Raw genomic sequence first — 11,587 nt, 5'->3', positions numbered from 1 at the left:
CTCTCAGAACGAGATATCGCCCTGACAGGTGAGAATCCTGAATATGAGGTCGTGGAGCAGGTCGGCTGCGTTCTGACGTGACCCGACCCCTTTCGACTGTACGTCGGCCTTGCGGATGGCCGATATGATCTCGATTACCTTGAATGCATTATAGTTGGGGAGTGCTATGCTGAATTTCTTCAGCTGCACGTCCCATTTCAGCCCCAGGGCGCTTTTCAGTCCCGAGGGCGACTTGTCCTTGGTGAAGTGTGCGATGAGCAGGTCGGAGAAAAATGTGAACAGTGCCGCGATGGTGACCACCGTAGGGTTGGGTTTTGGATTTTTGGCGAAATAGTCGGCTATGGCAAATGCCTTGCGTGCGTCTTTCGAGGCAATGGCGTCGATCAGCTCAAAGTTGTTGTAGTCCTTGCTGACTCCGATGTTGCGTTCGATGCTTTCGGGAGTGATCGTGGCTCCTTTGCCGAGTATCATGGCCATTTTCCCGATCTCGTTGTAGAGCTTGGCCGCATCCACGCCGATGTAGTCGGTAAGCATCGCTATCCCTTTGGGTTCGATATGGAGTCCGGCATTGCGCACAAGCGCCTCTATGGTCGGGGCGATCGCGGCGGGTCGCAGACGTGTGCTCTCGAACACCACTCCTTCCCCTTTTTTGACAGCTTTGACCACCTCGGCAGGTTTCACGGCCTCGCCACGCGACGCCATGACGAGCAGGGTAGTGGGCGATGGCTTTTCAAGATAAGCGCACAGCTTTGATCTCCACCGCGAATCAACGCTCTGCAGCTCCTTCACGATCACCACCTGGCGCTTGGCAGTGACAGGAAAACGCCGGCATGTGTCGGCAATCGCTCCCGGAGTGGTGTCGGGAGCATACACCACCGTCATGTCGAAGGCTCTCTCGTTTTCGGGCAGTATGTTCTCGAACCGCCTGACGAGTTCATCGATAAAGTAGCTCTCCTCGCCATGAAGCAGATACACGCTGCTCGGCGCTCCGTCGCGTACGGAGCGCATCATCTGGTCGAATGTGGGTGATGTAGCGGCCGCCATATTGTGGTTTGTCAGAATTATTGTGTAAATTTACGCAATATTTCCGACATGACAGATATTCCAGCGTTAAATCTGCCGGCGGCAGCACCTGACATCCGCATGATGGCAGAGTATAAGGAGGTTTACGATCCGTTGCGGCGCCGATGGGTAGCGCTCACTCCCGAAGAGTGGGTGCGTCAGCATTTTGTGGCGTGGCTGACAGGGGCGCTCGGATATCCGGCGAGCCTGATGGCCAATGAGGTGGGTCTGCGGCTCAACGGCACGCTCCGGCGCTGCGACACGATAATCTACGACCGCTCGCTGCGTCCGCTCGTTGTAGTGGAGTATAAGGCGCCTTCCGTGACTATAAGCCAGCGTGTGTTTGATCAGATAGCACGTTACAACTTGGTGCTTCGGGCGCGGGCGCTGATGGTCAGCAACGGGCTTTTACATTATTGTTGTATTTATTGTCCTGATGGCACCTATCGGTTTCTGTCTGAAGTCCCGTCGTATGGACAGCTGACCGGAATGCTTGCGGTTTTTGACCGGCAAACTGCACAGAAGTAAAGAAATAGTGCAAAAAAATCAGAGCGGATTGTTACTGTTTTGTCGGAAATTTGTAACTTTGCAGCCTGATTGTGCCTTGATGGCATTACAACAGAAGTCACTCAACGTTAGAGAAAATGAAATTATTACAATCCAAACTTGCCCAATACATTGAGCCCCAGAAAGCTAAAGCGGCCGGGGTGTATCCTTATTTCAGGGCTATTTCGAGCGAGCAGGATCCCGAGGTCACCATCGACGGACGCAAGGTGCTGATGTTCGGCTCCAACTGCTATACCGGTCTGGTCAACGACCCGCGGATAAAGGAAGCCGCCATAGAAGCAACACGCAAGTATGGCACCGGATGTGCCGGCTCGCCGTTTCTCAACGGAACGCTCGATCTGCATAAGGAACTGGAGCACAAGATAGCCGAATATATCGGCAAGGAGGATGTGATGATATACTCTACCGGCTTCGGAGTGAATCTCGGAGTGGTATCGGCTCTGACGGGCCGCGAGGATTACATCCTTTGGGACGAACAGGACCATGCCTCGATCATCGAAGGCCGTCGTCTGTCGTTCAGCCAGTCGCTCAAATACAAGCACAACGACATGGTATCGCTTGAGAAGCAGCTCCAGAAATGCGATCCCGACAAAGTGAAGCTCATCGTTACAGACAGCGTGTTCTCAATGGAGGGCGACGTGGCCGACGTGAAGGGCATCGTGGAGCTTGCGAAGAAATACGATGCGAGCGTGATGGTCGACGAGGCGCACGGCATAGGCGTGTTCGGTCCGGGCGGACGTGGCGTCTGCCATCATTTTGGCGTGGCCGACGATGTAGATCTCATTATGGGCACGTTCTCCAAGTCGTTTGCGTCGCTCGGCGGATTTATAGCCACCGACAAGGAGATCACCAACTTCCTCCGTCATCACTCGCGCTCCTACATCTTCACTGCAAGCATCACTCCGGCATCGACTGCCGCGGCTCTCAAGGCCATGGAGATCATGCAGAGCGAGCCTGAGCGTCAGGAAAACCTCTGGGAGCTTACCAACTATGCTCTCGACGGTTTCCGCAACATGGGCTGCGAGATAGGCCACACGTCGACGCCGATCATACCGCTTTTCGTGCGCGACAATTTCAAGACATTCGCCATCACACGCGACCTTCTCGAGGAGGGCATCTTCGTCAATCCGGTCGTTTCGCCGGCTGTCGCTCCCCACGATACCCTGATTCGTTTCAGCCTCATGGCCACACACTCCAAGGATCAGGTGACCACGGCGCTTGAAAAGATACAGAAGGTGTTCCGCGCCCACGGCATAATTAAGTAAACCATTCAGAGCCGGGCGTCAGGCACGATATCGATACAGCAGTCCCCGCACATGTCGGCCACGAGGTCGGAGATGTGCGGGGACTGTCGTTGTGTTTTACTGATGCGTGTTCAGAGCTTCTGAAGCAATTCGGCTATAGAGCTTACGGGCTGACCGTTGAGTGTGATGCCTTGGTCGGTGGCCATGATCTCCGGCAGGGCGGCAGAGTCTGTTTCAGTCACCCGGTAGCCTGTGCGGCGCAGCGCCCGGGCAGTGAGGTTGAACGCCGCTCCTGATCCCGATATGGTGACTATCCTTTCTGAAACCGGGAGTGCGATGCGGAATGTGGCCGTCGAGGCGTCAAATGTTATTGCTGAGCTGCAGAAAAATTCCGCGAGTCGACCAGAAAGCATCATATCCTCGGGCGTGCCGTCGACAAAAACTCCATTGCCGAGCATCCAGATGCGGTCGGCCAGCTGCAGGGCTATCTCTACGTCGTGAGTGGTGAGCAGAATGGTCTTGCCGCGTTCGGCTGCGAGCGTATGCAGCAGGCTCATGGTCTCCACCTTGCTCGGATAGTCGAGAAACGCCGTAGGCTCGTCGAGCAGTATGATCGGTGTGTGCTGTGCGAGGGCTTTGGCTATCATTACTTTCTGACGTTCGCCGTCCGACAGTGTGTCGACGCTGCGTTGTGCCAGATCGGTGATGCCGGTGAGGGCCATAACTTCATCCACTTCGCGCTCGTCGTTGTCCGACATACGTCCCCAGAAACCTGTATACGGGCTGCGCCCGAGTGCCACGAGCTGGCGTGCGGTCATGTCGGGCAGGTTGAAACGGTCGGTAAGCACAACGCTGACAAGTTTCGAAAGCTCGCTGCTTGAATAGCTCTCAAGACTGCTGCCGTTGATCTCAATTGTCCCGGCAAGCGGTCGGAGCAGTCCGGTGAGTGTGCGCAGGAGTGTGGATTTTCCGGCGCCGTTGGGGCCGAGAAGGCATGTTAGTCCGCCGCGGTCAAGTGACGCGCTGATGCACGACGCCACTGTCTTGGTGTTGCCACCGGATGTGTATCCGAGCGAAATATCGCGGAGCTGTAGGGGGTATTCTTGGTCTGTAGCCATTTTGCAAAGATATTCAGACGCGACGACAGCAAGATATGTTTGGGGGTTAAAATATATTAATTGAACGCGCTGTGTGTTTCGGAGATCTCAAAGCCGATGTGGTCGAAAAAAGTAATCGGCTCTGATTTTGTCGTAATGGCAAAATTGGTTATTTTTGCGATATGATAACCGAATTGAAAGATTTTGATCTGACACGCCACAATACTTTCGGTATGCGTGTGAAGTGTGCCAGATGGATAGAATACACATCGGCCGGCGATCTGCCTGAAATTATGCGGCAGATAGGCGATCTCCCCTTCAAGGCCATAGGGGAGGGGAGCAATCTGCTGTTTGAGGGCGACTACGACGGAGCATTGCTGCATTCGCGGGTGCTCGACATGGAGGCCGGAATCGACAATAACGGCGACTTTCTGCTGACGGCCGGTGCCGGACTGATTTTTGACGATGTCGTGGCTCACGTCTGCCGTGCCGGTATCTCTGGCATGGAAAATCTCTCGGCGATTCCGGGGCAGGTCGGGGCTGCTGCTGTGCAGAACATCGGTGCCTACGGCGTCGAAGTGGCCGACATAATCGACGAAGTGTTGTGCTACGATACCGCGGAGCGTCGTGAAGTGGCTTTCACGGCGTCGGACTGCCGATACGGCTACCGCATGTCGGTGTTCAAGACTCCGGAAGCGGCCGGGCGGTATATCGTCACCTCGGTACGCTTCCGTCTGCCCGCCGGAGCGGGTCCGCGTCTGGATTACGGCAATCTTCGTGCGTCGCTTGGCGACAAGGAGCCTACGCCGCTGTCGGTGCGTGAGGCTGTCATTGCAGTGCGCGATGCTAAGCTGCCTGCGGTCGATGAATTTGGCAGCGCCGGCAGTTTCTTCAAAAACCCGGTAGTCGACAGGAGTCTGTTTGAACGCATCGCGGCTCGGTATGACACCCTTCCTCCCCACTATGACCTTCCCGAATCGAAAGTCAAGATTCCGGCGGCATGGCTTATAGAGCAGTGCGGATTCAAGGGCATGGAGCGGGGCAATGTGGCCGTGTGGTCGCGCCAGCCGCTTATAATAGTCAATCTCACGGGGCGCGCCGAGCCGCAGGAGATCATAGAGATGCAGCGCGACATCACCGAGGCTGTAGGCAAGCGCTTCGGCATCACGCTCCATCCTGAAGTAGAACATGTAATATCACCCCAAAACAAACCATAGATGAGCACTTTTGTAATTGAGGGCGGCCACAGGCTTGCCGGAGAGATCGAACCACAGGGAGCCAAAAACGAGTCGCTTCAGATCATAAGCGCTTGTCTGCTTACGCCGGAAGAGGTTCATGTCACAAACATCCCGGAGATACTCGATGTGCGCAATCTTATCGGACTGCTTGAGTGTATGGGAGTGAAGGTGGAGCGCAGGGGCAAGGGCGACTATCTGTTCAAGGCCGACGATATCGACACTGACTATATCACGTCGGAGGATTTCGTGAGGCGTTGCGCGTCGCTCCGCGGGTCGGTGCTCGTGGTCGGTCCGCTGCTGGCGCGTTTCGGAGAGGCGTTTTTCGCCAAGCCTGGCGGCGACAAGATCGGTCGGCGCAAGGTTGATACACATATCACCGGAATGATGAATCTCGGGGCTTCGCTCGATTACGACGAAGCCAAGCGGGCATATCGTCTTACTGCGCCCGAAGGGGGGCTTCACGGCACATATATGCTGCTCGACGAGGCGTCGGTCACCGGCACGGCCAATATCATCATGGCTGCGGCTTTGGCTCATGGCACCACTACGATATACAACGCCGCCTGTGAACCATACGTGCAGCAGCTGTGTCGGTTGCTATCGGCCATGGGACTGGAAATAGAGGGTATAGCATCGAATCTGCTGACCATACATGGCGCGGAGCGGCTTCACGGCGCCGAACACCGTATATTGCCCGACATGATCGAGGTGGGCAGTTTCATAGGCATGGCAGCGCTCAACTCGAGCGAGATCACGGTCAAGAATGTGTCGTATGACAATCTTGGCATCATTCCCGACAGTTTCCGCCGGCTGGGTATCGCGCTTGAGCGTCGCGGCGACGATATATATGTGCCGGCGCAGGATGTTTATGAGATAGAAACTGCGCTCGACGGCTCGATACTGAATATCGCCGACGCGCCATGGCCGGGGCTAACGCCCGACCTGCTGTCGGTGATGCTCGTAGTGGCCACGCAATGTCGCGGCTCGGTGCTGATACATCAGAAGATGTTCGAGAGCCGTCTGTTCTTCGTCGACCGTCTGATCGATATGGGTGCACAGATAATGCTGTGCGATCCGCACCGTGCTGTCGTGATCGGTCTTGACCACAAAAACACTCTGAAGGCCAACCGTATGCTGTCGCCCGACATCCGTGCGGGCATTGCTCTGCTGCTGGCGGCCATGTCGGCCAAAGGCACGAGCGAGATAGGCAATATCTCCCAGATCGACCGTGGCTATGAGGATATCGACAATCGCCTGAATGCGCTTGGCGCGCATATATTCCGTCGTCCTGATTGATGGACGGTACTGACGTTTTTTTCCAACTGCATAATAAACTGACGGCGCTGTATCCGGGGTTGAATCCCGTACAGTGCCGTCAGTTGTTTCAATAATTTCTATCTTGCGTCATCTCATTTGCGCCTGTTGCGCACGCTACGTGTTGCAGCGGGAGTGGAGCGTCGACTGCGCGACTTTTTCTTGACAGTTTTGTCAGCTTTCTTAGAGGCGCCACGCGCTGCCGAGATCCGTCGCGACTTTGGTGCGTCGGCTGTAGCTGCGGTCGTGGTGTCGGATGCGGCTTTCATCTCTTCACGTCGGGCGATTTCTTCGGGATCGGGCACCCACAGGGCGTCGGCAAAAGCGTCGATGCGCTTGTCTATGCTGTCGCGTGCATGTTTCAGATCGTCGGGATCGGGATATAGCTGCGACATCGACTTGTTGCGCAGATTGCGAGTCTTGAATATCTCGCCGTTGTAGAGATTGAGGTTGAAATAGTCTTCGAGAGTTGATGACGCCACGTGATTTTCATCGCTCAGAAACACCGATGTAAGAGCTAGATGCGGTTTCAGATCGTCATATCTCACCCAGAACATCGGATATCTGACAGCTTCCTGTCCGAACTCTTCGGTGCGGTGGAGCACCGGACATATGGCCTCTATGCGGCGGCGCATGCGCGAGTCGCGACGGTCGAATTCATTGCTTTCGATGATGAAGTAGCTGAGTATTTCGGTCGAAGGCATGTCCACATCGGCGATCTCGTAGAGAGGGCGTCGTTCGGTCGATCCTTTGGCGTCGGTGTGCATGATCTGGAAGCGGTCGAGCATATCCTTTACGTTCAGCCGGTTGGTTTCGCTGAAGTTTTCACGGCCGTCGAGATACTCGTAGGCCGTAATGTTATTGCCGGCGATAAGTCGTAGCATCAGCCTGAAGAGATTGTCCTGGCCGTCGGCGGCCTCTTCGGGATAATACAGCACTGCGTTGGCCGGATCGTTGAGGTCAAGCGATCGGTACACGACATTCATCCATGCCGGATCAGTCGTTTTTACCTCGGTGGCGCTGCCGGCAGCCGTATTGACGCCGCCGCGTGCTGTTGTGCGGTGTGTATCGGAGGTGGCGCTTTTACGGCTGATGCCGCTGCTGACGCTTTTCTGCGCCATGATGCAGGGCATTGCTGCCGACATTATTATTATGGCTGTGAGTATGCGTTTCATTTCCTGATAATGGATTTGGTCAGTTGACTATTACTTCCACCGGGCTGAGGGTGCGTTCTGACCCGTCGGGTCCGATGGCTTTGATGCGTGATATGAAGAAGCGTTTTCCTCGCGAGAGGCGCCGGAACTGTTCGAGCTGACGGCGCGAGAAGTCGGCTCCGTCCGATTTTTCAAGCAGGGCGTTGCCCATCGAGTCGAAAAATACTGTTTCGAACGACTGGACTTTGAAGTCGATGTCAAGCACTCCGTCATCGATCGCCGCTCCGAGTCCCTTTGAGGCAAGCAGTGACGCCTTGGCTATCGGACGTCCTCCCTTGTAGCGTTCGGTGCGTCCGTCGGCCGATCCGACGGCGATGTAGGCCGATGGATCGGGAAGCTGCCTCACCTTGAATGTGTGGGTAGCCACAGGCTGTACGGCTCCGTGGCCGTTGACGCTGACTTTGATCACGGCTTCCGATACTTTGGCGTCGGGGCGTGCGTTCCAGTGTCCGGCATTGCGTGTTAGCTGTCCGCCGGTCATTGTAGCGGTGACCTGTTCGGTTGCAGCGCCGGGAACGGCTATCTCAATGGGGTTGTCTATGCCTGCGTAGAGCACATTCATCATGGTGGCCGAAACGGCTGCTGTCGGCTCGATAACAGTATATCCCGATTCAAAAGGATGGCTCGCCACGGAGCCGTCGCCAAGCGGCACCTCGAGCGATCCTTTCAGTGTGAATTCTCCGCTTGCAGCCGGTGAGAATTCATATCTTGCCACTCCGGGTTCATAGCGTCGGCCTCCGATCACCATTACCGGACGTGCCGTCGTGTCGAGTGCTGCAAGCACTATGTCGGCCGAATACCGGCTGCCGCGCATCACGTAGCGCGATTCGGGTATGACAAACGCTTTCAGAGAGTTGACGCGGACGTCGCCGGCGTCGACCGACGCAAGCAGCGACGACAGGGCCTCGCCTTCGGAATACAGGATGTCGTTCTGCAGCTTGGTGAGCAGCGCCACCGCCGCCACCACGGGCTGATTCTCGAAGCGGATGTTCTCCCAGCGGCGTTCCACGTCGGATCCTTCGGTGCGTTTCCCGTCGGTCGACAGCATCGACGCTATGCCGCGGCGTTTTATGGAGTCGCTGACCGCTTCGGCGGCAATGGTGCGGAACGATTCTATGCTGTGGCGTAGCCGCTCTCCGTTGCGGGTCAACGGATTGAGCATCACGACCGACGACGCCTCAAGATTTTCGCGGTTGTCGATATGGTCGAGTGTTGCGTCGTCGCCGTCGACATACCGCACAATTGCGAGTTTGAGTGAGTCGATCATGCCCACAAGCCGTGATGCTTCGTCGCGCAGCTCTTTCGCGCGCCGGTGCCACCCGGCGGCTTTGTCGGGATTATTGTCGGCTGCAGTGGCGAGAGTATGATATACAGCATCGTTGCGGCGGGCTACGGTCTGGTTCGACAGGTCGAGTCCCTCCTCAACCTGCGTGAAGCCGTCGAGCACGTCGCTTGAAACATTGAGCGCAAGCATGGCTGTCAGGACGATATACATGAGGTTTATCATCTTCTGACGCGGCGACATGCGTGATCCTGAGGATGCCATCGGATCAGTCGGGATTTGTGGCCGACGTCTGCCTGTTCGACATGTTGACTGTCATTGCCTGAAGCATGCGTTCGTAGATCAGGTTGAGCTGCTGCATGTGTGAGGTGAGTTTTTCCGCTTCCTGATGGTATTGCTCGCTCCGTCGGGCTGTTTCCTCATACATCCGGCGCATGTCGGTCATGCCGCGGTTGACGCTGTCGAATGCGTCGAGCTGCGCTGCCACGTTGCGAAGTTGCACGTCATAGATGGTGTTGAGCCCGGATATGTTGCGGTTGAGCGTGGTCATCTGTTCGATATATCCGTCGAGTGTTTCTCCGAGGGTTTTGACGCTCTGCTCAATCTGTGCGGATGCCTCGGCCGGGAACGGTGTCTGTCCGCCGGCCGTTGTCGGAGTCCCTGCGGCTATGACTGCATGCTGTCCGGAGGCAGTGGCGAAGACGGTATGCTGCGCTTCCGCCTGTCGTGGTGCTGCGGATCGTTGTGGTGCGGCTGGTGAGTCATTCTGTAGTGGCGCAGTGCCGGCGGGTGTTGAAGCAGGCTGGATTGTCGTCGCGGCCCCTTCTGCCACGGTATGGCTGCCGGTCAGGATATGTTCCCAGTCGGGTTCGCGCGGGGGACGGTCGAAAGCTGTAAGTATGAACATCATCACCTCCGTGCCCATGCCGATCGACAGCAGTGTGTCGCCCCCTGAAAGATGGAGTATCTTGAACAGGGCGCCGAGTATGACGATGGCAGCGCCAAGAGAGTAGGCTATATTGAAGAAACGCTGTCCGTTCTCACCGGAGAGGAAGCGCTCCACTACGTTGCGGTATCGTTTGATCTTTCCCATAATCATTTTCTTTTTTTGTTGCCGCCCTGACCTTGGGCGAATCCTATGTTGGTGCGCACACACCGGAAGCCGATGAACGATCGCTGTTCGTTCTGGTATTCCCACATGCGTATGTCTGATCTGATGTTGTGTGCCACATCTTTCCATGATCCTCCGCGCACTATCTTGCGTTTCAGGCGGTAGGGGTCGTCGGGTGCGGCATTGTAGCGGTATTCCGGGTTGAGATCGCTCTTGATGGTGCTTACGCTCTCGGTGTAGGCTGTGGATGTCCATTCGCTGACGTTGCCGGCCATGTCGTAGAGTCCGAAATCATTGGGAGCGTATGTCCCTACCCGTGATGTTATGATATGTCCGTCCTGCACATAGTTGCCCTCCTGTGGCTTGAAATTGGCATAGAAGCACCCTTTTTCCTCTGTCAGTGGCAGATCGCCTTCCCAGGGATATTTATTGTCGCTGACGCCGGCTCTGGCGGCATACTCCCATTCGGCTTCGGTGGGGAGGCGGTATGGCTCAATATATACGCCCTCTCGGCCTATCGAGCGACGGAGGAATGCCGTGCGCCATGCGGCGAAGGCATTGGCCTGCTCCCAGCTGACTCCTACCACTGGATAATCGTTGTAGCCGCCGTGGGAGAAATACATTCTCACGTACGGCTCGTTGTAGGCGTTGTCAAAGTCGTTGATCCACGCCGTAGTGTCGGGGTACACGTTGACAATATAGGTGTTGACAAAGTCGTATTCGCTTGAGAGCGCACGCGATATTGTGCGGCGTATGATTTCGCCGTCCTCGTCGATCCATGCGGTGTCTTTTGTTATTACCGGCACGTCGGTCGGCACAGGGCGGTCGGTGTTGTATTCGCGACGGCGCGGGTCGCGACGGTATTTGCGTCTGACGGCTTCCGACTGGTCGTAGACTTCGTACCGGTAGTTGAGCTGTGTGTCGTCAAGCTCGCGTGCTCCGGTGATAGGGTTGGTGCGGTAGAGGCTTTCGATGGCTCTCTGCTCGTCTTCGTCGGGATTGCGCCATGGTATCGGCTTGGCCCAGTTGAGATGTGGCGTCACCGGATTTCCGTCGCGGTCTTCGTCGATCTTGTATTCCTCATTGCCTCCGTAGGCCGGATCGGCGAGGCGCTCGCGTATGATGGAGTCGCGCACCCAGAATACAAATTGTTTGTATTCGGCGTTTGTCACTTCGGTTTCATCCATCCAGAAGGCGTCGACCGAAATGCCGTGTGCGTCGGCCCGGAGTCCCCAGAGCGAATCGGACTCCTGCGGGCCGGCTTTGATTGATCCGCGGTCTACGAGTGCCATTCCGTAGGGAGCGGGTTCGGCCCATGTAGCTGCGCCCACGCCTGTCAGTTCGCCGCCCGATGCGTTGCGGCTTCCTGAAGCGCATGAGGCCAGCACGATCGAAGCCGTGGCTGCAGCGATATATGTCCTAAAGTCTGATGTCATACTATGTATTATGCTGTATGTC

10 protein-coding genes are annotated in these 11,587 nt (G+C 56.2%); 4 read left to right on the top strand and 6 right to left on the bottom strand.

The genetic code is table 11. The features are described 5' to 3' along the window. Positions 1 to 3 precede the first annotated feature (3 nt). Positions 4 to 1,044 (bottom strand): DNA polymerase III subunit delta, encoded by a 1,041-nt coding sequence (gene holA, locus NF347_RS07070; protein ID WP_107035227.1) that lies wholly within the window; start codon positions 1,042 to 1,044, stop codon positions 4 to 6. 57 nt (positions 1,045 to 1,101) lie between these two features. On the opposite strand from holA, the gene NF347_RS07065 reads away from it, so the two are divergent. Next, complete coding sequence (locus tag NF347_RS07065; protein ID WP_370364454.1) at positions 1,102 to 1,590, top strand: type I restriction enzyme HsdR N-terminal domain-containing protein; 489 nt, start codon at positions 1,102 to 1,104, stop codon at positions 1,588 to 1,590. A gap of 116 nt (positions 1,591 to 1,706) precedes the next feature. Further along, positions 1,707 to 2,894, top strand: a complete 1,188-nt coding sequence (gene spt, locus NF347_RS07060) for a serine palmitoyltransferase (protein ID WP_107035225.1) — start codon at positions 1,707 to 1,709, stop codon at positions 2,892 to 2,894. Between the two features lie 110 nt (positions 2,895 to 3,004). On the opposite strand, the gene NF347_RS07055 is transcribed toward spt, so the two are convergent. Further along, on the bottom strand, positions 3,005 to 3,991 hold the full coding sequence (locus tag NF347_RS07055) for an ABC transporter ATP-binding protein (protein WP_107035224.1): 987 nt from the start codon (positions 3,989 to 3,991) through the stop codon (positions 3,005 to 3,007). 161 nt (positions 3,992 to 4,152) lie between these two features. On the opposite strand from NF347_RS07055, the gene murB reads away from it, so the two are divergent. Then, positions 4,153 to 5,187: a UDP-N-acetylmuramate dehydrogenase gene (gene murB / locus NF347_RS07050; protein WP_107035223.1), complete on the top strand. Its 1,035-nt coding sequence runs from the start codon at positions 4,153 to 4,155 to the stop codon at positions 5,185 to 5,187. Then, entirely contained in the window at positions 5,188 to 6,504 is a 1,317-nt protein-coding gene (gene murA / locus NF347_RS07045; RefSeq protein WP_107035222.1) for a UDP-N-acetylglucosamine 1-carboxyvinyltransferase, read from the top strand. A 113-nt stretch (positions 6,505 to 6,617) separates the two neighbouring features. Here the strand turns inward: murA and porN are convergent, their stop codons facing one another. The 4 genes from porN to porK are packed head-to-tail and all read right to left on the bottom strand — an operon-like array spanning position 6,618 to position 11,565. Further along, positions 6,618 to 7,697 (bottom strand): type IX secretion system ring subunit PorN/GldN, encoded by a 1,080-nt coding sequence (gene porN, locus NF347_RS07040; RefSeq protein ID WP_107035221.1) that lies wholly within the window; start codon positions 7,695 to 7,697, stop codon positions 6,618 to 6,620. A gap of 19 nt (positions 7,698 to 7,716) precedes the next feature. Beyond that, positions 7,717 to 9,282, bottom strand: coding sequence for a type IX secretion system motor protein PorM/GldM (gene porM / locus NF347_RS07035; protein ID WP_107035220.1), 1,566 nt, complete (start codon positions 9,280 to 9,282; stop codon positions 7,717 to 7,719). 4 nt (positions 9,283 to 9,286) lie between these two features. Then, complete coding sequence (gene porL, locus NF347_RS07030; RefSeq protein ID WP_161553749.1) at positions 9,287 to 10,111, bottom strand: type IX secretion system motor protein PorL/GldL; 825 nt, start codon at positions 10,109 to 10,111, stop codon at positions 9,287 to 9,289. A 2-nt stretch (positions 10,112 to 10,113) separates the two neighbouring features. Continuing rightward, a complete protein-coding gene (gene porK / locus NF347_RS07025; RefSeq protein WP_107035218.1) occupies positions 10,114 to 11,565 on the bottom strand; it encodes a T9SS ring complex lipoprotein PorK/GldK in 1,452 nt (483 codons plus the stop codon). Positions 11,566 to 11,587: the final 22 nt, after the last annotated feature.

It is taken from the genome of Paramuribaculum intestinale, assembly GCF_030759015.1.
GTDB classification, from domain to species: Bacteria; Bacteroidota; Bacteroidia; order Bacteroidales; family Muribaculaceae; genus Paramuribaculum; species Paramuribaculum intestinale.
Note: the sequence above shows the minus strand (reverse complement) of the source record. Positions and strands in the feature narration are given on the sequence as shown.

What these genes read in the sequence shown, in the direction of transcription:
- holA (WP_107035227.1), bottom strand. Translation starts at nt 1,044, where the DNA reads ATGGCGGCCGCTACATCACCCACATTCGACCAGATGATGCGCTCCGTA.
- spt (WP_107035225.1), top strand. Translation starts at nt 1,707, where the DNA reads ATGAAATTATTACAATCCAAACTTGCCCAATACATTGAGCCCCAGAAA.
- porK (WP_107035218.1), bottom strand. Translation starts at nt 11,565, where the DNA reads ATGACATCAGACTTTAGGACATATATCGCTGCAGCCACGGCTTCGATC.
- murB (WP_107035223.1), top strand. Translation starts at nt 4,153, where the DNA reads ATGATAACCGAATTGAAAGATTTTGATCTGACACGCCACAATACTTTC.
- NF347_RS07055 (WP_107035224.1), bottom strand. Translation starts at nt 3,991, where the DNA reads ATGGCTACAGACCAAGAATACCCCCTACAGCTCCGCGATATTTCGCTC.
- porM (WP_107035220.1), bottom strand. Translation starts at nt 9,282, where the DNA reads ATGGCATCCTCAGGATCACGCATGTCGCCGCGTCAGAAGATGATAAAC.
- porL (WP_161553749.1), bottom strand. Translation starts at nt 10,111, where the DNA reads ATGGGAAAGATCAAACGATACCGCAACGTAGTGGAGCGCTTCCTCTCC.
- murA (WP_107035222.1), top strand. Translation starts at nt 5,188, where the DNA reads ATGAGCACTTTTGTAATTGAGGGCGGCCACAGGCTTGCCGGAGAGATC.
- porN (WP_107035221.1), bottom strand. Translation starts at nt 7,697, where the DNA reads ATGAAACGCATACTCACAGCCATAATAATAATGTCGGCAGCAATGCCC.